Consider the following 21,634-nt stretch of genomic DNA (forward strand, 5'->3'; position numbering starts at 1 on the left):
ATCCAACCGGGAATGAGGGGCAGCAAAAGAACATTACGTTCGGCAAGGATCCGGCAGTGGGCGGAGGGCCCGAGGAGATGCGGACAGCCGCCGGAAAGGTACACTTTTGCGCGGCTGTCTTTACTTGGGTGGGCGCAAGCCGGCCCGGGGTAAGCTCATACCAGTGCGCGCGTTCAGAAGCTCGCCTGGATCGAGGTGTAGAAGAAGCGGCCTTCCGCGCTCGCCAGACTGGCATCGTAGCCATAGGTCGCATCGAGGAAGGGCGGCTTGGAATCGAGCAGGTTGCGCACGCCAAAGCGTACGCGGCTGCCCGAAAGGGCGCCCTCCTGGAAAGTGTGCTGGAGGTAGGCGTTCATGGTGAACCAGTCGTCGACCTTCCAGTACTCGTTGGTCTCGTCCTGCACGACGCCGGTGTCGTAGTAGGAGCCGACGTAGCGCCCGAACAGGCCTGCGGCCCAGCCGTCCTTCTTCCAGGTTATCGTGCCCGAAGCCTGCCACTTGGGGCGCCCGTCGCGCTCGATGAGATCACCCACGGCCTCAAGCGGGACTTCGGCCCCCAGTACCGACTGGATCTGCTGCGCCTGGGGCGAGAGGCCCTGGTAAGCCTTGTCGAGATAGGAGGCGTTAAACTTGATGTCGAAGCTGCCGATCGGAGTCTCGGGCGGCTGGTAGTAGAGCCCGAAGTCGATGCCCGCACTGGTGCGCGTGTCGAGGTTGGTGAAGAGGTCGTCGATCTGCACCATCTCGCCCAGCGGGTCGAGGCCGCTGCCCTGGTAGAAGGCGATGTCGTCGGCCGTGGGATCGGCGCGGTGGACGCCCGAGAGGCCGCCATTGCCCTGGAGGCGCGAGACATAGTCGAGCGCGGCGATGTTTTCTGCGCCGAAGATGCCAACGAGGTTGCGCTGCTTGATGTGCCAGTAGTCGACCGTCAGGGTCCAGCGTGGGGCCGGTGTGAAGACCGCGCCGATCGAGTAGCTGGCGTTCTTCTCGGGCTTCAGCTGGGTGTTGCCGAAGCGGCGCTCTTCCACGCGGTCGTTGCCCGCGCACGCGCCCAGGCTCGCGATGTCGCCCTTGTTCACGCTTGCCTGGCAGGCGTAATAGTCGATCACCGTGCTGACGCGGGTGGTGACGTCGGTGTTGAGTTGTTCCAGATTCGGCGCGCGGAAACCTTCGGCATAGGAGCCGCGGATCTGCAGCTGGTCGAAGGGATACCAGGATGCCGCGAACTTGGGACGGAATACGCTGCCCACGTCGGAGTAGTGCTCGAAGCGGCCCGCCAGCTGGAGGTTGAGCGCGCGCACCAGCGGCACGTTCATGTCGCGGCTGACGAGCGGGACGGCCAGTTCGGTAAAGGCCGAGTAGACGTTGCGCGAACCGCTGGCATCTCCGGCCACGCTCGAGCCCATGATGTCGGACTGGTTGATCATCTCGCCGGTGACGGCATCGATGAAGTTGGTGGTTCCATCGAGCCGGTCGTCATAGTCCTCGCTGAAGCTGGTACGGCGCCATTCGACGCCCAGCGCGATGCCGACATCGCCGCCCGGCAGTGAGAGTAGACTGCCGTTGGACACCTTGAAGTCGGCCAGGGCCAGCGTGGTCTTGGCGTAGCGCGAAACGTCGACGAGGAAGCTGTCGATGGTTTCCTGCGAATTGACGCTGGCATCACCCCAGTTGGGGTTGGCGAGGTCGCCGCCGTTGAACGGGTTGTATCCGCTTGCATCGGTGCGGTTGAGCGCCTGGCTGAACAGCGTGTTGGAGATGCGGTCGAAGGTCACGTCCTTGGTCGTGGCTTCCGAATAGAGACCGGCGGTATCCCAGTCCCATTTGCCCCACGCGCCTCGCAAGCCGCCGAGCAGGCGGAAGCTGTCGTTGTCGACGCGGATGTGGCGAAGGCCTGCATCGACCACGCGGTAGTTGGTCAGCGTGAGGTCGACGCCTTCTGCGGGAATGTCGAACCCGGAGACCCGGTTGGGATTGCCCGCCGCGCCCAGCGGGTTCCAGTAGGCGTCGCGCGAGATGTTGAAGCGAGCCGAACTCAGGATCGAGCTTTCGCCGCGGTACTCATCGGTGCGCGCGCGGTAGTAGCTGAGCTCGGAATAGAACTCGAAGTCGCCGAAATCGTGGGTGACGAAGGCGAAGGCGTTGCCGCGCTTGATTCCCGGCGACATCGTGCGCGAGGAGTTGATGTCATAGCGCAGATCGCGCTGGAGGCTGCCGTCGGCGATGCACAGGCCGTCCGACAGGGCGCCGCTGCACCCGGACATGGAGCCAGGCTGGATGTGGAACACGCCGCCCGAACTGGTGAGGCCGGGCACCGCGTTCGCGGCGGTGAACTGGCCCCAGGGCGTGCTGCTCGAACGGTTGTCGAAGCTGAGGTCGCCGGCAAAGGGCGTGTCGGCCACGAAGCCGCGCCGGTCGCTGGCGCCCGCATAGTCAAGCTCGCTCGCCCAGACCTTGGTTGCCTCGTAATAGCTGAGCGCGAGCGAGAGGTGGGTGCGTCCCTCGTTGAAGGTCCAGCCGCCCTGCAGGTCGGCGGAGTACTTCATCTTGTCGGTGTTCTCGGCAAAGCCCAGTTCGCCGCCCACGCGCAGGCCCTCGAAGCTGTCGTCGAGCACGGTGTTGATGACGCCTGCGACCGCGTCCGAGCCGTAGATCGCCGAGGCGCCGTCGTGGAGCACTTCCATGCGCTTGATGCCGCGCACGGGCAGGGTGTTCATGTTGACGGTCGAGACGGGCACCGAATCCTCGGTCTGTGTGCCCGGGTGCTGGACCAGACGGTGGCCGTTCAGGAGGACCAGCGTGTTGCCTGAACCGATCGAGCGCAGGTTTACCGATGCCACGTCGCCGCGCGCCGAGTGAACGCCGCCCGAGACCGTGTCGGTGCCGTTGAAGTTCATCGTGCCGTTGGCGGGCAGGGCCTGCAGCAGGTCGGCCGCCGAAGTCGGTGCGATCGCGCTGATGTCATCGTCGCTCACCACCGAGACCGGCAGTTCGCCTGCGGTCTTGAGGTTCTTGATCTGCGAGCCGACGACGACGATCTCGTTGGCGATGGCATCGTCCGAGGCTGGCGCAGGCGCTGTGGCCTGCGCGTGGGCGGCGAGCGGAAGTCCGGCAAAGCAGCTGGTGATGAGCAGTCCGGCGCGAAGCCGGTGCGAACGTGCAGACAAGAGCATGGTCTATCCCCCTGGATGTTGGTTCGGGTCAGGCCGCCTGTGGACGCTGACACAAATCTGCAACGGTGATCCGGGATTCACAGGGGATGGTCCAATGATGGCTTTTCCTTGGGGTATAACCGTTGTCTATAAGGGGGCGGTTGCCAAGGAAAAGGAGGGCGGACATGCGCTTGCGCCACATCGAGATCTTCCACGCGGTCTACGAGCAGGGCTCGATCAGTGAGGCGGCACGCGCCCTCAACGTCTCGCAGCCCTCGGTCAGTAAGGTCCTTCGCCATGCCGAGGACCAACTGGGCTACGAACTCTTTCAGCGGACCAGGGGGCGCCTTGTCGCGACCGAAGCGGCGCACGAACTCTTTGCTGAAGTGGCCGAAGTCTACAGCCGGCTCGGGCGGTTGTCGCGCGCGGCGCGCAACATCGGCGCGCGCAAGGGCGGGCATCTGCGGGTCGCGGTCCTGCCGTCGCTGGGCTTGGTCGTCGCCCCGCGCGCAGTGGCGCGCCTGCGCCGCAAGAACCCGGATGTAACCTTCGAGATTACCACGCTCCACAGCCGCGAAGTGGAGCGCAGCCTGTTCGAGCGCGAGTGCGACGTTGCCATCGGCTACCGGGTCGTGCGGCAGGTTCCCTTGCGACAGATTTCTGTCGGAAATGCAGCGCTTGTCGTGGTCGCCCCTTCGGGAGAATTGGCGCCGCATACGGCCCCGGTCGCGATGGAGGTGCTCGACGGTCGCGACTTCATTGGCCTTCGCGACAGCGGGCCTCTGGCCGACCTCTTCGTCAACGAGCTGACCCGGCTCGAGATCGTCCCCAACGAGATCGTGACCTCGCACACGTATTACACCGCGCTGGCCCTCGTGCGCGAGGGGCAGGGGCTGACCGTGACCGATGCCTATACCGCCGCCGCGCTCAGCGTACCCGACCTTTCCTTCCATCCGCTGGCCCCCGACGTGCGCGCGCCGATCAACGCGATCACGCTGGAGGACCCGCCCGCGCTGGCCCTGATCGACCTTTTCGTGGACGAGATGCGCGCGGTCATGGCCGAGGCGATGGAGCTCGCGCCCGTGGAAGGGGACTTATAGACATGGGTTATGCCCTAACCAAGAAGGCGACATTGCCCTGGCTGCCTGGAGGAGGCACACCGTGGCCCTGCTCCTGCCACGTTGTTTCTGTGCGTCTGTGAAAGCTATTGATGTGACTGCCCTTCGTTCGCCCCGTTCCCGCCTGCGCGCGCTTGCACACGTGACCTGTGCTGCGCTGGCGCTGCTGGGCGCGGGCCGCAGTGCTGCAGCGCCGGGGGACGAGGCTGCGATACGCGCCGTTCTGTCCAGTGCATCGGGTGCGCCGGGGCATGCGGAGCCGGGCTGCGTGTTCGCGCAGTTCGAGAAGGGGCGTACCGTACGCCTCGTCGCGCAAGGGCAGGCCGATCTCTCTGCGCACCGCGCGCTGGATGCCCAGACCCTCTTTTACGGCGCCTCGCTTTCCAAGCAGTTCACCGCGCTGGCAACCGCAAAGCTGGTGGCTGAGGGCAAGCTGGCGCTGGAGGATGACGTGCGTCGCTACCTGCCAGAACTGCCCGTCTACGAGCGGCCCGTTACCGTGGAAATGCTGATGCACCATACCTCGGGCATTCGCGACTTCCTCTCGCTCTTGCGCCTTGCGGGAATGGAAGACGTTGGCGAGGCGAGCCGCGCGCAAGCGCTCGACCTGCTGTTTCGCCAGCAGGGTACGGCGTTCACACCGGGCAGCGCCTACAGCTATTCGAATGGGGGGTACCTGCTCCTTGCCGAGATCGTCGCGCGCGTTTCGGGACAGTCCTTCGCCGCCTATGCGCGGGAGGCCATCTTTCGCCCGGCGGGCATGCCCAACGCCTACTTCCTCGACAACGCGAACCCTGCGGCGGGCACCTTTGCGCACGGGTATCTGCCAAAGGGCGATCACTTCGTCGAGCGCGACACCTTCCCGCGCTTTTCGGGTTCGGGTGGGCTGATGCTCTCGATGGCCGACCTTGCCGCGTGGGAGCGCGAAGTTGCGCAAGGCGGATCTGTCTGGACACCCGAAGTCGCTGACATTCTGCTGACGCCGGGGCGGCTGGCCGATGGTAGCGTACTCGACGATGGCAAGGGGCTGACCTACGGCGGCGGCCTGCATATCGGGCGCAGAGGCGGTGAGCGGATCGTCACGCATGGCGGCTCGGCGCAGGCCTTCAAGCATGTCTATCTGCGCCTCCCCGATCGCGGGCAGTCCTTCGCGCTCCTGTGCAACCGGGGTGACTGGAAGGCGAGCGCAACGCTGGAAAAGGCGCTGGACGCGGCAGGTGTGCGCCGCCCCGGAATGCCCCAAATGCCCGCAGCGGGCACCTACCATTCCGAGGAACTGAACGCGGACTACACGCTGGCACGCGAGGGGAAGGGTCTTGCCGTCACGATCGCAACACCGCTGGTGGAGAGCCCGCGCGTGCTGCATTTTGCGCCCGAGGATGACGGCGCGTTTCATGCAGGCCCCATGCGCCTCGCCGTGACCTGCGATCCGGCGCGACTTACCCTCAGCCGGGGACGCTCGGGCGAACTTGTGCTGCTGCGCGGCGATGAAAGGAAGACGCGATGAAGACACTCTCGCTGCGTAAAGCCACGCTCGGTCTGCTGGCAGGGGCGGCCCTGCTCGTGCCCTTCGCCGCGAACGGCAAAGGCGACGAGCCGGATGCCCCCCTGACCGTTATCCGGGGCGGGACGATATACGATGGCGCCTCCATGTCGCCTGTGACCGGGGACGTGGTGCTGCGCGGCGATGCCATCGTCTATGTCGGCCCGGCGCGCGGGGTGCCCGAAGGCGCCCGCGTGGTCGATGCCACGGGCAAGATCGTGGCGCCCGGTTTCATTGATCCGCACACCCACGCCCAGCGTTTCCTGGAGAGCGCGGGGGGCGAGGGCCGTCTCAACCTGCCCTGGCTGATGCAGGGCGTGACGACGATCTTCACGGGCGTCGACGGGGGCGGTACGCCCGAGGTGAAGGCCTTTCTCGATGATGTCGAGGCGCGCACCTTCGGCACCAATGTCGCGGCGTATGTCGGCTTTGGTCCGGTGCGCCGGGCGGTGCTGGAGAACGATGCCCGCGCGCCTACAAGCGAGGAACTGGAGCGTATGCAGGCGCTCGTTGCCAAGGGCATGTGCGAGGGCGCGCTCGGCCTTTCGACGGGTCTGTTCTACGCTCCGCAAAGTTTCTCGAAGACCGGCGAAGTGGCCGCGCTGGCCCGCGAGGCTGCAAAGCGTGGCGGGATCTACGACACCCACCAGCGCGACGAGGCCACCTACACCATCGGCATCGAAAAGTCGGTGGAAGAGGCGATCACCATCGGGCGCGAGGCAGGCCTGCCGGTCCACTTCGCCCACATCAAGGTGCTGGGCGTCGACGTTCACGGGACCTCCGGTGCGATCATTGCGCAGATCGAGAAGGCGCGCGCACAGGGCCAGGACGTGACGGCTGACCAGTACCCCTGGGAGGCTTCGGGAACGAGCCTTCAAGCCTCGCTGCTGCCCGGCTGGGCGCAGGACGGTGGGCGTCAAGCGCTGCTGAAGCGCCTCGACGATCCAGCAACGCAGGATCGGATCAAAGCGCAGATGACCGAAAACATGCGCCGCCGGGGTGGCCCGCACGCGTTGCTTTTGAGCCATCCGGGGCACGAATGGACCGCGATGCGTCTGGATGAGATCGCCGCACGCTGGAATCTGGACCCGCGCGACGCCGCGATCCGTATCATCCGCGACGGGGATCGCTCGGGCAAGCTGGTCTCCTTCAACATGGCCGAACGCGACATTGCGGCCTTCATGCGCCAGCCCTGGGTCGTCACCAGTTCGGACGGTTCGGAAGGGCATCCGCGCATGTACGCGAACTTTCCGCAGAAATACGCCAAGTACGTTAAGGCCGAACAGGTGATTGACCTTGCAACTTTCATCAATTCAAGCACGGGGCGGACCGCCGACATGTTCGGTCTCACCGAACGGGGGCACCTGAAAGCAGGGTACAAGGCTGATGTCGTGGTATTCGATCCACAAGGCTACCGGCCGGTCGCGACCTACGTTTCGCCGCGCGAGCTGGCGGTGGGTGTCGATGCGCTCTTCGTGAATGGCCAGCAGGCGATCCGGGAGGGCAAGCCGACGGGGATTGCGGCGGGCAAAGCGCTACGCCATGCGCCGACACCGGGCACCTGCCCGGCCTGAGCCACGCTTCGCGCAGAACGCGCCGCAAGGCCCTTGCCGGCTCCGAACACGATAGGACGAGGAACGAGATGGACCATTCGCGATCCGCGAAGGGAGAGGCGCGCGCGCGCGCTGCGAAGGCGCCCGAAGACGACGCGCCGGTCGATGTGGCCGTGCTGGGGGCGGGCGTCGTGGGCATGTGCACGGCCTATGCGCTGGCGCGGCGCGGGCTTCGCGTGGTTTTGGTCGAGCGTGCAGGCGAGCCGGGGCGGGGAACCTCCTTTGCCAATGGCGCGCAGCTCAGCTTTGCCTATGCCGACGCGCTCGCTCAGCCTTCGCTCTGGCGCAAGATGCCGGGCATGCTGGCCGATCTTGACCCTGCGTTTCGCGTGCGCCCCTCGTTCGATCCCGAGTTCCTGCGCTGGGGTCTCGCGTTCCTGCGCAATTGCACCGGCGCGCGGTTTTCCCAGAAGACCTGGGCGGCGCTGGAGCTGGGCGTGGAATCACAGGTCGCCCTTGCGGATATGTGCGCGCACCATCCCTTTGCCTTCGATCATGCGCGTCCCGGCAAGATGCACCTCTTCCGTGACGACGCGGCGCTGGCGCGCGCCGAAGAGGTGTCGCAGATGAAGCGCGAGGCTGGCTTTGAACAGCATGTCGTCGGGGCCGCGCAGGCCCGGGAGATCGAGCCCGCGCTCACCGAGGCGGGGCACTTCGTCGGCGCGCTCTGGACGCCGGAGGAGGAAGTAGGAGATCCCTATCTCTTTTGCCGTGGCCTTCTGAGGGTGCTGAGGCGCGACTACGGCGTTATCGCGCAATTCGATTTTGCCGCCGGTGCGCCGCTGATTACCCCAGACAGCGTGACGATCCCCGAAAGGGGCTCACTGCGAACCGTCCGGGCGCGCCGCATGGTGGTATGCCTGGGCATTGATGCGCCCGCCTATCTTGCCCCGCTCGGCATTCGTGCGGCGATACAGCCCATGAAGGGCTACAGCTTTGCGGCCCCGCTCGGTGCGCATGCCCCGCACGTCAGCCTCACCGATACCGCGCGCAAGATCGTGTTCTGCCGTCTGGGCAAGACCATGCGGATTGCCGGGTTGGCCGAGCTCGGCGTGCACGACACGGCGGTCGATCCGGCGCGGCTGCGGGCGCTCGTGGAGGGCGCACGCGCTGGCTTGCCGCATGCAGCGCGCTACGATGAGGCCAAAGATGGCTGGGCAGGCCTGCGCCCGATGCGCCCGGACAGCGTACCCGAAGTGCGGCGCGCAAGCGAGCGGATCTTCCTCAATATCGGGCACGGTATGCTGGGCTGGACCTTCGCGGCGGGCTGCGGCGAGCGCGTTGCCCAGCAGGTGCTGGCCGCCGACTGCGAGCTACATTGAAAGAAGGACTTTTCCCATGACCACGCCGACACGTCCCCCGCTCAGCCGCTTTCGCCGCGCGGGCGATTTTGTCTTCACCTCGGGCCAACTTCCACGCGGCGCCGATGGCGCGATTGTCCTCGGGGACATCACCGTCCAGACGCGCCAGGCGCTGGCGAACCTGGAGGCTGTGCTCGCCGAGGCAGGGGCCCGGCTCGACCAGGTCGTGAAGGTGACCGCCTGGCTGACCGACACGGCGCACATGGCTGGCTTCAACGCGGTCTACCGCGAGGTCTTTGGTGAACTCTTTCCCGCCCGATCCACGGTAATCTCCGGGCTTGTCGCCGGGGACGTTGAGATCGAGGCGGTGGCCTGCCTGGCGTGACCCCACCCACCCCCAGACCGGGCAGGTCATAGAGAAGAGGCGCTGCGTCCATGGGGATGCAGCGCCTCTTTTTTTGAAGGAAAATTAAGAGAGAAGATCCGAGGGCCAACGTCCACTTTGCAGATCCGCTGCCTTTTTCCTCAGACGTCGTCGGCCGAGATGTATTCCTCGACATCGATCTCGCCCGCCATGCGGCCGACCGCGACCGCAACGGTGGCATCCCCGGTGACGTTGGTCATCGTGCGCGCCATGTCGAGAAGATGGTTGATCCCCGCGACGAAGGCGATGGTCTCTAGCGGCACGCCGATGGAGGAAAGGACAAGGCTCATCATCACGAGGCCCGAGCCGGGTACGCCCGCCGCGCCGATCGCGCCCAGCGTGGAGGTGAGGGCGATCATCACGTAGGAGAACCAGCTCAGTTCGATACCATAGGCCTGCGCGCCGAACAGCGCGATGACGCCCAGGTACATCGCGGTGCCGTTCATGTTGATCGTCGCCCCAAGCGCCACGGTGAAGCTTGCGATGGAGTTGGAAACGCCCAGGTTCCGCTCGACGCAGCGCAGCGTGACGGGGAGCGCGGCGTTGGACGATGCGGTCGAGAACGCGACGGCCTGCGCATCGATGATGCCGCGGTAGAAATCGCGCACGGGGAGGCGCGCGATGCCCTTGAGGATCAGCGGGTAGACGATGCCCAGGATGATCGCGCAGCCCAGGTAATTGAGCCCGACCAGCTTGGAGAGCGGCACCAGCGCCTCGAAGCCGAAGGTCCCTGCAACCCAGGCGATGAGCGCAAAGACGCCCAGCGGCGTCAGCTCCATCACGAAGATGGTCATGTTCTGCATAACGACAGAGCCCGCGTTCATCGCCCGCGCGAGGGGTTTGCCCTCTTCGCCCGAGACAAGGATGGCCATGCCGAAGAGCACCGAGAAGACGATGACGGGCAGGATCGAGCCCTGCGCCATGGCCATGATTGGGTTCTCCGGAACAAGCCCCACGATCATCGCGATGAGCGACTGGTCGGGCGCTTCGGGCACCGCGCTGCCTGCGGGAAGGGCAATGGACAGCCCCTCACCCGGCTGGGCGAATGTGGCTAGACCCATGCCCAGCGTGACCGAGATGAGCGCTGTGCTCATGAACAGCAGGAGCGCGCGTCCGCCCACCTTCCCAAGGCGCCCGATGTCGCCCACCGCGGTGATCCCGGAGACCAGCGAGAAGAAGATGAGCGGCACCACCAGCATCTTGATCGCGCGGATGAAGAGGTCGCCGATCCAGCGGATCGCGTTCGCCTGCTCGCCCAGCACAAGGCCTGCCGCGATGCCCAGGACAAGGGCGGCAAGGACTCGTTTCCAGAGCGGCATCTTGAACCAGGCTTTCAGCATCGGGCGGTGACATCCTTGTGGATCTGCAGGAGGGGAACAAGTGAAGGGGATACCAGAAGGTGGCAAAGCCCGTCCTGCCAAGACTTGGGCAGCCCATAACCCATGTCTATCAACGCCTTTCTGCGCGCGGAGCGACGGCACTCGGACGCAACAGGCCCCGCATGTCGGATGGGACATGCGGGGCCTGGCGTTGGATAGGTGTGGGGGGCGGCGGAAGGGCCCCGATCAGTAGTCGATACTGAAGCGCACGCCGTAGCTGACCGGACGCGCGGGCTGGGCGATGTCCGCGCTGGTGAAGTAGTTGCGGGTAAGGTCGTACTCTTCGTTGAAGATGTTGCGACCCCACAGGCTGAGCGTCCAGGGCCCGTTGGTCGGCGTCAGCTGCACCTCGGCGTTGACCACGAAGTAGGCCGCGATGTCGAAAGTCTCGCCCAGCCACGAGGGGTATTCCTCACGGAAGAAGTAGGTCGCCGATGGGGTCAGCGTGTAATCGCCCATCGGGATCGCGTAGCGCATCGAGCCGCCCAGCGAGAGGTTGGGGAAGGGGATGTCGGTGTGGGCGCGGTCGGTGTAGACGGCTTCGCCCACCGCGTTCGACGCGGGCACGTCGAGATCGAAGAACTCGAGGTAGCGCCCCTTTTTGTAGCCCACGTACTGCGTGAGCGTGACGCCTTCGATGGGGGTGATGACCACTTCCAGTTCGGTTCCCCAGATGCTCGACTTGGGCGCGTTGGCGAAGCGTCCGACCGCGCCATTGTCGCCCCAGACCGCCGAAAGCACCTGCTGGTCGCGGTAGTCGTAATAGAAGAACGAGCCGTTGATCTGGAAGGTGCGCGAGGGATTGGCCTTGAAGCCGACTTCGTAGGCGTAGAGCGTTTCGGGCGCGAAGGGCTCGATGCCGCTCTCGTTGCCGGTGTTATAGGTGGTGAAACCACCCGACTTGGTGCCCTTGCTGGCCGAGGCGTAGAGCAGGAGGTCGTCGCTTGGCGTGAATTCGAACGCGAGCTTGCCGGTCAGCGGCTTCATCGAGGTGGCAACGTCGGTCGGCGGGAGGGCCTGCGCGCCGCCGAAGGCCGAGCCGAAGCCCTGAAGCTGGCGCTTCTCGTACTCGTAGCGCAGCCCGGCAATGGCCTTGAAGCGCGGCGAGAAGGCGTATTCGAGCTGGCCGAAGCCGCTGATGGATTCCACCTTCTGCGCATAGTTCACACGGGCATACGTGCCATAGACATCAACGAAGTCGGAGTAGTAGCGCTCGTCGAGGTTCTGCTGCGAGTAATAGGCGCCCACTACCCATGTCAGCGGACCGGGCTGCGAATTGCCGAGGCGGACTTCCTGCGCGAACACGTCGACATCGCTACCGAAGAAGGTGTCCGCCTCGACCGAGGCTGAGCTGTCCCAGTCGCCGAACTGTTCGCGGTGAAGCCAGTCGTAGGCGGTGACGCTGGTCAGCGTGACGCTGCCGAAGTCGTAGGAGAGATTGCCCGAAACGCCCCAGGTCTCGTTGTCGACGCCCGGCACGTCGCCCACTGAAAGCTCGGTGTCGGCCAAGAGCTGGGGCGAGAGACCCCAGCCGGTCGCGAAGCGGTCGGTGTCGGCGGGAATGACAGGGCCGCTACCGGCGCGCGTGGGCAGGTCATTGAGGAGGTAGAGGCCGATGGCGTCCGACTTGTCGCGCCCGTAGTGAAAGTCGAGCAGCCCGGAAAAGCCGCTGCCCACCGGCTCGATCGCGAGCAGCGCGCGGCCCGCCCAGCGGTTGGCATCGCCGATCTCTTCGCCGGTATCGCGATTGTACTGGTAGGCCCCGCCCTGCTGAGTTGCACCCGAGACGCGCAGGTTGATGCCCTCCGTGAGCGGACCCGAGACGTGGGCCTCGCCGCGCAGCGCATCGAAGCGGCCATATTCGACCATCCCGCCTGCGGTGAACTGGTCGGTCGGCTTGTTGGTGGTAAAGTTGACCGCGCCGCCCGTGGTGTTACGTCCGTAGAGCGTGCCCTGAGGCCCGCGCAGAACCTCGACCCTCGCAACGTCGAAGATGAGCCCCTGTGTCATCACCGGCACCGGGTAGGCAACTTCGTTGACGTAGACCCCGACGGTGGGCGAGTTGTTCGAGGCGTAGTCCTGAAAGCCCACGCCGCGCAGGCGAAACTGCGCTGCGCCGCCTCCGAAGGCGGGCTCGATCTCGAGGCTGGGCGTTGCGTCCTGCAGCTGGTTGACGTTGGTGACGCCGCGCTGCTCCAGTTCATCACTGCCGATGACGCTGAGCGCAATGCCTACGTCCTGTGCGTTTTGTTCACGCCGCTGCGCGGTCACGACAATGCTGCCGTCCTCGTTCTCGGATACCTGTGCATAGGCGGGCGCGCAGAGCGTGGCAGCCACGATCGCGCCGATTGCCGTCCGACCCAAATACGTATTCATGTCAGCTCCCTTGTATTTGGTGAACGCATGATTGCGTTTCCCCCCCGTTTCAGGCCTCTCCCAAGGACCTTCGACCGCACCCCTCTATTCCGCGGTCGGACGCCATAGTGGTGTTTTCGCTTTTCTATCAGTGAATTTTCGCCAGCGTGTCGGCGATGGTAACCGCGATCCGTTCGAAGTGATCGGGCGAGGCGATGAGCGGCGGCGACAGCGCGACGATGTCGCCTGTCACACGGATCAGGACACCGGCATCGAAGCAGGCGTGGAACAGCTCCATCGCGCGCCCGCCGGGGGCGCCCTCGCGTGGGGCCAGTTCGATCCCGGCCACCAGCCCCAGGTTGCGCACGTCGATGACGTGGCGCGCATCGGCCAGGGCGTGGACGATGTCCTCGAAGATGCTTTCGAGGGAGGCGGCGCGCTCGAACAGGCCTTCGCCCTCGTAGACATCGAGCGAGGCAAGCGCGGCTGCCGCGGCCAGCGGATGGCCCGAATAGGTGTAGCCGTGGAAGAATTCGATTCCCGGTACCGAGGCCTGGGTGACAGCGTCGTAGATGTCCTGGCGCACGGCGGTGCAGCCCATCGGAACGGCCCCGTTGGTGAGGCCCTTGGCCGTGGTGACGATGTCGGGCGTGACGGCGAAGCGCTGCGAGGCCGTGGCCGCCCCCAGGCGCCCGAAGCCGGTGATCACCTCGTCGAAGATGAGGAGGATGCCGTGCTCCTGCGTGATCTCTCGCAGGCGTTCGAGATAGCCTTTTGGGGGCACGAGCACCCCGGCAGATCCCGACATCGGCTCAACCATGACCGCCGCGATAGTCTCGGCGCCGAACTCCTCGATGAAGCCGAGCAGTTCGTCAGCGAGGTCTGCGCCGGTGTCCGGTTGGCCGCGCGTGAAGGCGTTGTTCGCGATGTCGAGCGTCGCCGAGAGGTGGCTGAACCCGGGCAACAGCGGAAAGCCGCGCGTGTTGTTGGGCAGGCCGCCCACCGAAATGCCGCCAAAACCAACGCCGTGGTAACCGCGCTGGCGCCCGATGATGCGCTTGCGTGCCGGTTCGCCGCGGGCCTCATGGTAGGCGTAGGCGATTTTGAGAGCTGTATCGCCGGCCTCGGAGCCCGAGTTTCCGAAGAAGAAGCGGTTGATGCCGCGGGGAAAGATTGTCTCCAGCCGCTGCGCCAATTCGAATACCTTGGGGTGGCCGAGCTGGAAGGTCGGCGCAAAGTCAAGTTCCTCGGCCTGTTTGCGGATGGCGGCGACGATCGGGCCACGGGCGTGCCCGGCATTGACGCACCACAGCCCCGAGGTGCCGTCGAGAATCTCGTTTCCTTGCACATCGCGGTAATGGCAACCGCTGGCCGAAGCGAGCAGCCGCGGGGTTGCCTTGAATCCGCGGTTGTCGGTGAAGGGCATCCAGAAATTCGCGAGGTCATCCACAGAACTGGCATCCTATGCTTCAGCAATCGATGACAGAGTGATGGCAATTGCGGCACTGCGACAAGTCTATTTCTTGCGTTGCAAAAAACATGCGGCAATGCACCGCAAAATAGACTTTTCTGCAATTTGGCGATCAGCATATTGAGCAAGTTGCAGTACGCCTTGCATCTTTTTTCTAGAAGCTGGGCGGGGTGCAGGCGCTCACCACGATGCACGGTTCCTTGCCCGTATTGCGGAAGCGATGGGGCAACTGGCTGGAGAAGAGATAGGCATCGCCCACCTGCAGAACGCGGGTCTCCTCAGCGACCGTCACTTCCAGTTTGCCCGAGATGATGACACCCGCTTCCTCGCCTTCATGAGTGAGCATCACCCGCCCGCTTTCCGAGCCCGGCTGGTAGGTTTCGTAGAGCATCTGGATCGAGGAGCTGCCGCTCCGGCCCACCTGGCGATAGCTGACGCCACCGCGCCCGATTTCCGAAAGATCGTTTCCTTTGAAAAAAATGCTTCGATCCTCGGTTACGTCGAGGTTGAAGAATTCACCCAGCGTCATGCCGATCGCATCGAGGATACGCTTGAGCGATCCGACCGAGGGGTTGGTGCGTCCGCCCTCGATCAGCGAGATCGTGCTGCTGGGTATGCCGGCCAGTTTGGCCAAGGCCCTCTGGCTGATGTCCTTGCGCTCGCGCACGGCGCGCAGGCGCACGCCTACTTCGTCCATCATATAAGGTAACTCCCTGTTCCAGGGGCGCTGGCCTTATCTGTTCTGGTGTGGCCCCAGTCGTTTTGTCCGGAATGGGACAAGTCTATGTGACGGTTTGAGGATGATCAATATTTCATATGGGTTGCAGTGCAAAAAACAGTCTTGTGACCTGACCGCCTTCGATGTGTACTCGCCGCATTCGCAGGAACGGGGGTTTCATGCACATCAAGACATCACTTCGCCTTGCATCGGCCCTGTTGGCCCTTGCACTCCCGGGTGCGGCCATCGCGGCGCAAGGCCGATTGCCGCCGCCGCTCGAAGAGGAAGTCAGCGACGTGGCGGTCATGGGCGCGCCCGGGCCGCACCGGCTGATGCTTGCGGGCGGCTTCGGTTCGGGCGGCGCGCAGATTCGCGACGGCGAAGACGGCAAGCTCTTGGGCACCGTGTCGCTCGGCGGCCTGGCCAACATTGCCTATTCGCCCGACCAGTCGCGTATCTATGTGGCCGAGACGATCTGGACCAAGGGCAACCGTGGAACACGCCAGGACATGATCAGTGTCTACGATGGTCGCACGCTCAACCTCCAGGAAGAGATCAGTCTGCCGGGCCGGGTCTTCATGGTTCCGCGCCGCACCAACTTCTCGATCAGCACCGACGGCGCGCGCGCCTACATGTACAACTTCGATCCGTCGGCCTCGGTCAACGTGGTGGACCTTGCAAGCGGCGATGTACATGTGGTCGATATCCCCGGCTGCGCCCACGCCATGGCCTGGGGAAGGACCGGCTTCGCGGTCATCTGCGGCGACGGTTCGATTGGCTCGGTCGATACGGCCAAGGCGCTCGAGCTTACGCGCTCGGCCGCGTTCTTCGATGCGGAGAACGACCCCCTTTTCGAGGAAGCCGCGATCGATCCCCAGGCGGGCAAGGGGGTATTCCTGTCCTACACTGGAATCATCCACGAGGTGTCACTGGGCGATGCTGAGCAACTCGCCGCCTGGCCGATCCAGGAGGCTGCGGGGCTTGAACTTGCACGGCCTGACGACCTGCAGCTGGCCTGGCGTCCAGGCGGCGGTGTGGTTTCGGCCTGGCATCACGCCAGCAATCTCCTCTTCGTGCTGATGCACCCGGGCGAGCACTGGACGCAGAAGGAAAAGGGGACACAGCTCTGGGTGGTCGACCTGACTACGCGTGAAGTGGTGGAGCGCGTGCCGCTCAAGACGCCGGTGACCTCGGTCGAGGTCAGCCAGGATGCCGAGCCCCTGCTTTACCTCATCACCGAGGATGGTGGGCTGGAAGTCCTCAACGCGCTCGATCGTAGCGAGAAGACCTCGGTGAGCAACGTGGGATCGGTCGTGCCGGTCACTCCGATGCCATGAGCGTATTCGACACAAGCCTTCTTCTCGCCACCGGGGCAGGGGCCCTGCGCTGTGGGACCGCGCTGCTCTTCGTGGGAGCGGCGCTTCCCAAGCTGCGCAACCGTTCGGCCTTTGCAGGCGTGGTCGCCAACTACAAGCTGCTCCCGCGCTCTCTGGTGGGCGTGGTGGCGGCACTGCTTCCCTGGGGCGAACTCGCGCTCGCTGCCGGGCTTCTCGTGCCGCTGACGGCTTCGCTGGCGGCCTTCAGTGCGGCGCTGCTGCTTACGCTTTTTGCGGGGGCCATCGCCATCAACATCGCCCGCGGTCGCGCGCATATCGACTGCGGTTGCCGGGGCGATGAACTGCGCCAGCCGCTGCGCACAGGCATGGTCGTGCGCAATCTTGTCTGGGCCGGGCTCTTGACCGGCTCGGCTGGGATTAGCGGGCTCGTTCCTGTCTCCATGGCGCAGGGGCTCGCGCTCCTCGTGGCTCTTGTAGCCGGTTTGCTGGGCGCGATGCTGCTCCACATTCTCGAAATCTTCTGGGCGCTTCCGGCACGGCGCGCCCGACCCCAAGCCGGAGGCTGACCGATGCTTCTTGTCACCACTGCCCTTGTCCTGCTCTGGATGCTGGTCATCGCCATGGCCTTCGTTATCCTGGCGCTGGCCCGCCAGATCGGCGTCCTTCATGAACGCCTTGCGCCCGTTGGCGCGCTCGCCACCGCGCAAGGCGCCCAGGCCGGCGAGCAGGCGCCCGTCATGCCCGGTCATCTGCTGGGCGGCGGCACAATCGAGATCGGCGGGGTACTTCCCACTGGTTCGCTGCGCTTGCTGCTCTTCGTCGCGCCGTCCTGCCCGATCTGCAAGAAGCTCATTCCCATCGCGCTCGACGTGGCGCGCGACGAGCATGTCGATCTCGTCTTCGTGGGGGATGAGGACCCGGACGAGCAGCGCCGCATGATTGAGCGCCATGGCCTTGTAGGCCAGACCGTTGTCAACGGGCCCGAGGTGGGCATGGCCTTCGCGGTCGCCAAGCTGCCCCACGCGATTCTGCTTGATGACGCGGGCAAGGTGGTCGCGCGCGGCCTCGTCAACAGCCGCGAACACCTGGAGAGCCTGCTGGTCTCGCACGAGACGGGTCACGCCAACGTGCAGAGTTACGTGCACGCAAGCCGCGCCCCGGCGCTGGAGGCCGCCGAATGAGGCGCGCCTTGGAAGGAGAATTGCACCCATGAACTGGAAACTCATCGACAGCGCCAGCGAGAAGCTCTCGCGCGGGCTCGCCAAGGGGACCTCGCGCCGCTCGCTTCTGGCCAAGGTCGGCGGTGCGGCAAGCTTTGCCCCCTTCTTCCCGGTGCTGCCCGTGGCCCGCGCGCAGGACGCCGACGTGCCGCTCAGCAACTTTGCGCGCACCGCGCAGACCAAGGACGATACGCAGTGTAACTACTGGCGCTACTGCGCCATCGACGGGGCGCTGTGCACCTGCTGCGGGGGCGGCATCCACACCTGTCCGCCAGGGACCGAGGCCTCGCCCACATCCTGGGTCGGCACCTGCCGCAACCCCGAGGACGGACGTTCCTACCTGATCGCTTACCGCGATTGCTGCGGGGCGAGCATGTGTCAGACCGATTGTCACTGCGACGGGACCGAGCGTGAGATGCCCGCCTACCGTCCTATGGCCGACAACGAGATCATCTGGTGCTTTGGCACGAAGTCGATGAGCTACCATTGCTCCACGGCTGCGCTTGTCGGGCCGGTATGACGCCGGGGCTTGCGGGGGAAGAAAGGGCCTGCTCGTGACGGTTTCGGCCGCACGAATGGTGGTGTGTGCGCTGATCGGCGCGGCGCTGCTGGCGAGCGGGGCCTACGCGGCCACGGCACGAAGTCCGCAGGAGGACACATCTCATGCCGCGCCCCCGGCCTTTCCGCGCAGCGCGCGTTCAAATTTCGTGGAGCGTTGCGGGGGGTGTCACGGGCTGGAGGGGCGCTCGGTTGCCGGCAATGTCCCTGACCTCTCGGCACGCGCCGGGTTCTTCCTGTGCACACCTGAAAGTCGATCCTTTGCCGGGCGCTTGCCCAACGTGACGTTCGCGCGCCTGTCGGACGAGGATCTCGCCGATGTTCTCAATTACGTCATGTTCGATTTGGGAGAAGTTCCCACTTCGAAGCTTGCAAAACCCTATACGTCGCAGGAAGTTGCGACTTATCGTGCAAAGCCGCTTTCGGTGACCGACCTGCATGCCCAGCGCCGCGAGGTGGTGGGTGAGATGGTGGCGCGTTGCCAGGCACCGCAGGCGATGCTGGACTACAACCGACCGCGGGGCCGCATTCCCGGCCGGGTCGAGGAGATGAAATGAACCGTCGCAACGTACTCATGGGCGCCGCCGGCTTTGGAGGCCTGGCCTTTGCCGCGCCGATTCTCGCGCAGGAATCTGCGCTGCGCAGCACCGGACGCACCGGCGCCCGCAATCTGATTACCGACGTCGCCGGGCTGAGCGTCGGCAACGCGCAGGACGCTAGGGTACGGACCGGCACCACGGTGATCCTCGCCGACAAGCTCTCGACCGCCGCAATTGACGTGCGCGGTGGAGGCCCCGGCACGCGCGAGAGCCACGCGCTGGAAGGCCACAACCTTGTCCATGCCGCGAACGCCATCGTGCTTTCGGGCGGTTCCTCCTACGGCCTGGCCGCCGCCGATGGCGTGGCCGCCGTGCTGGGGTCGAAGGGCATCGGCTATGGCGGGATGGCGCGTCCGGGCGTGCCGGTGTCGCCCATCGTGCCTTCGGCCATTCTCTACGATCTGGCCAATGGCGGGGACAAGGACTGGGGCACCGAGCCCCCGTACCGCGCGCTGGGCATCTCCGCGCTCGATGCGGCGGGTGCGGACTTTGCGCTGGGCACGGCGGGCGCGGGGTACGGCGCGCAGGCGGGCGGTCTCAAGGGCGGGCTCGGCTCGGCCTCGACGCTCGTCAGTGACGGGGCCACCGTGGGCGCCATCGTTGCGGTCAACGCGATGGGCTCGACCGTTGCGCCGGGCACCCGCAACTTCTGGGCGAGCCCCTTCGAGATCGGCGATGAGTTCGGCGGACTTCCTCCCAGCGCCATGTACGCCTCGCCCGAGCAGTGGGGTTACACCAAGGCGCCCGCGGCCAAGGAAAACACCACGATCGCCTGCGTAGCGACCGACCTTGATCTCACGCCCGATGAGATGAAGCGCTTTGCCATGATGGCGCAGGACGGCATGGCACGCGCCATCCGCCCGATCCACACGCCCTTTGACGGCGATGTCGTCTTTGCGATTTCGACCGGACGGGTCGAGGTGAAGGGCCCCCGTCCCGTCGCAGTCCTGCGCGCCGGGGCTGTTGCCGCCGACACGCTGGCCCGCGCCATCGCGCGCGGCGTCTTTGAAGCCAGCACGCCGCCGGGCTCCGATAGCAAAGCCTGGAAAGACCTGACGCTGTGATCTGGTGTTCCGTGTCCCTCCCCAATCCGGAGAGGTCCGGGGCATGAGCGGTACCCCGCCGCGCCGCGCGGCCGAAATGCCCGATGGCGCGATGCCCTGGTGGCCTCCGTTCCTGGGTATTGCCCTGCCGCTTGCGCTGGTCCTGGCCTCGGCGCTGCTGGTGCCGGCCTCGGCCGGACGGTTCCTCGGTATATCGTGGAGTAGCTGGTGTCTCTTCGCCTGCGCGCCGCTGACCAGCTTGTGCCTGCTTATCTGCTACCGCTTCGGCGGCGCGGCGAGCGACCGGGACGATGTGCCCGGCCATGGTCGGTCCTGTGAGGGAGAGAGTAGGTGATGCTGGCTGTATTCATCGCCGTCATGGCGCTTTCGCTGGGTATCGCGCTGTGGTCGCGGCGGGGGCATTCCAACCCCGATGCACGCGAGTTTTTCGTGGCCTCCGGGCAGTTCGGGCCGATCCTGTTTTTCTTCCTCTCGGTGGGCGAGACTTATTCCATCGCCAGCATGCTCGGCTTTCCGGGCGGGGTCTATGCAGGGGGGGAGGGCTTCGTCCTCTGGTTCTTCGGCTACATCCTGATCGCCGCGCCCTGCATCTACTTCGTAGGCCCCTGGATCTGGCGCGCGGGGGCGCTCTACGGTTCGGCAACGATCCCGGATTTCTTCCGTGACCATTTCGAAAGTAGGGTGCTGGAAATCTTGATTACGCTCAGCTCCATCATCCTGCTCATACCCATCGGCACGATGCAGTTTTTGGGGCTGAAGCTGGTGTTTACAGGGCTTGCCCCGGAAGCGCGCTCGATCTTCCTCACCAGCCTCGCGGGGTTCCTGACCTTTGCCTATGTCGTGATCGCGGGGCTTCGCGCCTCGGCCTTCGTGGCGGTGCTCAAGGACATCCTGATGATGGCCTCGATCCTGCTTGTCGGCTTTGTGGCGCTCGCGGCCTGGAATACCGAGCCGACCATGCCAGTCAGCCTTGCCGAGACGATTCCCGAACCGACCCGGCCGGACCTCGTCTTTGCGATCTCCACCATCGTACTGCAGGCCGTAGGCTTCTGCATGATCCCGCAGAACTGGGCTTTTATTTTCTCTGCCAATTCGCCCCGTGCGATCCAGCGCGCACAGATCGTCGCACCGATCTACATGCTGATGTTCCCGCTCCTGATGATGGTGGCTTACTACGCCAAGGGACAGGGGATCGTGCCGCCCGAACCCGATTTCGTGTTTCTCTCGACCGCGATCGCGCTGCTGCCCGACTGGGTGGTGGGGCTGGTCATGGCTGCGGTTGCTCTCTCGGGCCTTGTTATCCTGAGCAGCGTGTGCCTTGCCATTGGACCGCTCATCACCCGCAATCTGGTGCCCAGCCTTGATGGCACGGCGCAGCAGCGCTGGTCCAAGGTGGTGATCGCGGCCTTCCTGATCTTCTCGCTCGTCGGCGCGGAGACCTCGGTGCAGCTGATCGCGACGCTCAACAACGTCTTCTATTTCGGCATTGTTCAGACCTTGCCCGGACTGGTTGCGGCCATGCTCTTCCCGCGTGTTCCGGCGCGCGCGCTGATCGCGGGCATCCTTGCCGCCTATGGCGCGATGCTGGCGGTCAAGGCGGCGAACTGGACCTTTGGCGGGCTCAACGTCGGCGTGATCGGCCTCGCGATCAATGTCGCCGTCCTTGCCCTAGTAACTCTAGCCGCACCGCGCGTGGGGGCGCGCGCGGTCATTCCGCTCCTGCGCGAGGCCCATTCCGGCCGCGCTTCCTCATCCACCCCCTGATCTTCAGCGAGAACGGAT

The 21,634-nt window shown here is 65.2% G+C and carries 18 protein-coding genes; 13 read left to right on the plus strand and 5 right to left on the minus strand.

Annotated elements, in window-relative coordinates:
- Positions 1-173: 173 nt before the first annotated feature.
- Complete coding sequence (locus FMM79_RS07310) at positions 174-3,173, minus strand: TonB-dependent receptor domain-containing protein (protein ID WP_148626864.1); 3,000 nt, start codon at positions 3,171-3,173, stop codon at positions 174-176.
- Positions 3,174-3,337: 164 nt separating this feature from the next.
- Between FMM79_RS07310 and FMM79_RS07315 the strand changes: the two genes are divergently transcribed.
- The 5 genes from FMM79_RS07315 (at position 3,338) to FMM79_RS07335 (ending at position 9,112) form a co-directional block, all read left to right on the plus strand.
- Positions 3,338-4,252 carry a LysR family transcriptional regulator gene (locus FMM79_RS07315; protein WP_148626865.1) on the plus strand — a complete coding sequence of 305 codons (915 nt, stop codon included), beginning with the start codon at positions 3,338-3,340 and terminating at the stop codon, positions 4,250-4,252.
- A 112-nt stretch (positions 4,253-4,364) separates the two neighbouring features.
- Positions 4,365-5,777: a serine hydrolase gene (locus FMM79_RS07320; protein ID WP_240339040.1), complete on the plus strand. Its 1,413-nt coding sequence runs from the start codon at positions 4,365-4,367 to the stop codon at positions 5,775-5,777.
- Positions 5,774-7,387, plus strand: coding sequence for an amidohydrolase family protein (locus FMM79_RS07325; RefSeq protein ID WP_148626866.1), 1,614 nt, complete (start codon positions 5,774-5,776; stop codon positions 7,385-7,387). Before FMM79_RS07320 ends, FMM79_RS07325 begins: the two co-directional genes overlap by 4 nt.
- A 68-nt stretch (positions 7,388-7,455) precedes the next feature.
- The gene (locus FMM79_RS07330) at positions 7,456-8,748 is read left to right on the plus strand and encodes an FAD-dependent oxidoreductase (protein ID WP_148626867.1); all 1,293 of its coding nucleotides are present in this window, start codon (positions 7,456-7,458) and stop codon (positions 8,746-8,748) included.
- Positions 8,749-8,764: 16 nt separating this feature from the next.
- Positions 8,765-9,112 carry a RidA family protein gene (locus FMM79_RS07335; RefSeq protein WP_148626868.1) on the plus strand — a complete coding sequence of 116 codons (348 nt, stop codon included), beginning with the start codon at positions 8,765-8,767 and terminating at the stop codon, positions 9,110-9,112.
- 140 nt (positions 9,113-9,252) lie between these two features.
- On the opposite strand, the gene FMM79_RS07340 is transcribed toward FMM79_RS07335, so the two are convergent.
- The 4 genes from FMM79_RS07340 to FMM79_RS07355 all read right to left on the minus strand — a co-directional run bounded on the left by FMM79_RS07340 (position 9,253) and on the right by FMM79_RS07355 (position 15,056).
- Entirely contained in the window at positions 9,253-10,491 is a 1,239-nt protein-coding gene (locus tag FMM79_RS07340) for a dicarboxylate/amino acid:cation symporter (RefSeq protein ID WP_148626869.1), read from the minus strand.
- A gap of 225 nt (positions 10,492-10,716) precedes the next feature.
- Complete coding sequence (locus FMM79_RS07345; RefSeq protein WP_148626870.1) at positions 10,717-12,906, minus strand: TonB-dependent receptor; 2,190 nt, start codon at positions 12,904-12,906, stop codon at positions 10,717-10,719.
- A 127-nt stretch (positions 12,907-13,033) separates the two neighbouring features.
- The gene (locus tag FMM79_RS07350) at positions 13,034-14,335 is read right to left on the minus strand and encodes an aminotransferase class III-fold pyridoxal phosphate-dependent enzyme (RefSeq protein WP_240339041.1); all 1,302 of its coding nucleotides are present in this window, start codon (positions 14,333-14,335) and stop codon (positions 13,034-13,036) included.
- A gap of 175 nt (positions 14,336-14,510) precedes the next feature.
- Positions 14,511-15,056, minus strand: coding sequence for a cupin domain-containing protein (locus FMM79_RS07355; RefSeq protein WP_162528457.1), 546 nt, complete (start codon positions 15,054-15,056; stop codon positions 14,511-14,513).
- A gap of 197 nt (positions 15,057-15,253) precedes the next feature.
- Here FMM79_RS07355 and FMM79_RS07360 point away from each other — a divergent pair, with 197 nt between their 5' ends.
- Genes FMM79_RS07360 through FMM79_RS07395 form a run of 8 tightly spaced genes read left to right on the plus strand, consistent with a single transcriptional unit; the run spans position 15,254 to position 21,616 of the window.
- Positions 15,254-16,411 (plus strand): amine dehydrogenase large subunit, encoded by a 1,158-nt coding sequence (locus FMM79_RS07360; protein WP_162528458.1) that lies wholly within the window; start codon positions 15,254-15,256, stop codon positions 16,409-16,411.
- Positions 16,408-16,977, plus strand: coding sequence for a MauE/DoxX family redox-associated membrane protein (locus FMM79_RS07365; RefSeq protein WP_148626872.1), 570 nt, complete (start codon positions 16,408-16,410; stop codon positions 16,975-16,977). Before FMM79_RS07360 ends, FMM79_RS07365 begins: the two co-directional genes overlap by 4 nt.
- 3 nt (positions 16,978-16,980) lie before the next feature.
- Entirely contained in the window at positions 16,981-17,592 is a 612-nt protein-coding gene (locus FMM79_RS07370) for a methylamine utilization protein MauD (RefSeq protein ID WP_148626873.1), read from the plus strand.
- A gap of 28 nt (positions 17,593-17,620) precedes the next feature.
- Positions 17,621-18,151, plus strand: a complete 531-nt coding sequence (locus tag FMM79_RS07375) for a methylamine dehydrogenase light chain (protein WP_148626874.1) — start codon at positions 17,621-17,623, stop codon at positions 18,149-18,151.
- A gap of 34 nt (positions 18,152-18,185) precedes the next feature.
- Positions 18,186-18,746 carry a cytochrome c gene (locus FMM79_RS07380; protein ID WP_148626875.1) on the plus strand — a complete coding sequence of 187 codons (561 nt, stop codon included), beginning with the start codon at positions 18,186-18,188 and terminating at the stop codon, positions 18,744-18,746.
- Complete coding sequence (locus FMM79_RS07385) at positions 18,743-19,852, plus strand: P1 family peptidase (protein ID WP_148626876.1); 1,110 nt, start codon at positions 18,743-18,745, stop codon at positions 19,850-19,852. The genes FMM79_RS07380 and FMM79_RS07385 overlap by 4 nt, the downstream gene beginning before the upstream one ends.
- A gap of 43 nt (positions 19,853-19,895) precedes the next feature.
- Positions 19,896-20,186, plus strand: coding sequence for a hypothetical protein (locus FMM79_RS07390; RefSeq protein ID WP_148626877.1), 291 nt, complete (start codon positions 19,896-19,898; stop codon positions 20,184-20,186).
- On the plus strand, positions 20,186-21,616 hold the full coding sequence (locus FMM79_RS07395; protein WP_240339044.1) for a sodium:solute symporter: 1,431 nt from the start codon (positions 20,186-20,188) through the stop codon (positions 21,614-21,616). The genes FMM79_RS07390 and FMM79_RS07395 overlap by 1 nt, the downstream gene beginning before the upstream one ends.
- Positions 21,617-21,634: the final 18 nt, after the last annotated feature.

It is taken from the genome of Novosphingobium sp. BW1, from assembly GCF_008107685.1.
Taxonomy (GTDB): Bacteria; Pseudomonadota; Alphaproteobacteria; order Sphingomonadales; family Sphingomonadaceae; genus Novosphingobium.

Bases quoted from the DNA above. Each gene is read 5' to 3' on its own strand.
- FMM79_RS07375 (WP_148626874.1), top strand. From the start codon at position 17,621: ATGAACTGGAAACTCATCGACAGCGCCAGCGAGAAGCTCTCGCGCGGG.
- FMM79_RS07335 (WP_148626868.1), top strand. From the start codon at position 8,765: ATGACCACGCCGACACGTCCCCCGCTCAGCCGCTTTCGCCGCGCGGGC.
- FMM79_RS07310 (WP_148626864.1), bottom strand. From the start codon at position 3,173: ATGCTCTTGTCTGCACGTTCGCACCGGCTTCGCGCCGGACTGCTCATC.
- FMM79_RS07365 (WP_148626872.1), top strand. From the start codon at position 16,408: ATGAGCGTATTCGACACAAGCCTTCTTCTCGCCACCGGGGCAGGGGCC.
- FMM79_RS07345 (WP_148626870.1), bottom strand. From the start codon at position 12,906: ATGAATACGTATTTGGGTCGGACGGCAATCGGCGCGATCGTGGCTGCC.
- FMM79_RS07360 (WP_162528458.1), top strand. From the start codon at position 15,254: ATGCACATCAAGACATCACTTCGCCTTGCATCGGCCCTGTTGGCCCTT.
- FMM79_RS07315 (WP_148626865.1), top strand. From the start codon at position 3,338: ATGCGCTTGCGCCACATCGAGATCTTCCACGCGGTCTACGAGCAGGGC.
- FMM79_RS07355 (WP_162528457.1), bottom strand. From the start codon at position 15,056: ATGATGGACGAAGTAGGCGTGCGCCTGCGCGCCGTGCGCGAGCGCAAG.
- FMM79_RS07330 (WP_148626867.1), top strand. From the start codon at position 7,456: ATGGACCATTCGCGATCCGCGAAGGGAGAGGCGCGCGCGCGCGCTGCG.
- FMM79_RS07390 (WP_148626877.1), top strand. From the start codon at position 19,896: ATGAGCGGTACCCCGCCGCGCCGCGCGGCCGAAATGCCCGATGGCGCG.
- FMM79_RS07385 (WP_148626876.1), top strand. From the start codon at position 18,743: ATGAACCGTCGCAACGTACTCATGGGCGCCGCCGGCTTTGGAGGCCTG.
- FMM79_RS07395 (WP_240339044.1), top strand. From the start codon at position 20,186: ATGCTGGCTGTATTCATCGCCGTCATGGCGCTTTCGCTGGGTATCGCG.
- FMM79_RS07340 (WP_148626869.1), bottom strand. From the start codon at position 10,491: ATGCTGAAAGCCTGGTTCAAGATGCCGCTCTGGAAACGAGTCCTTGCC.
- FMM79_RS07370 (WP_148626873.1), top strand. From the start codon at position 16,981: ATGCTTCTTGTCACCACTGCCCTTGTCCTGCTCTGGATGCTGGTCATC.
- FMM79_RS07325 (WP_148626866.1), top strand. From the start codon at position 5,774: ATGAAGACACTCTCGCTGCGTAAAGCCACGCTCGGTCTGCTGGCAGGG.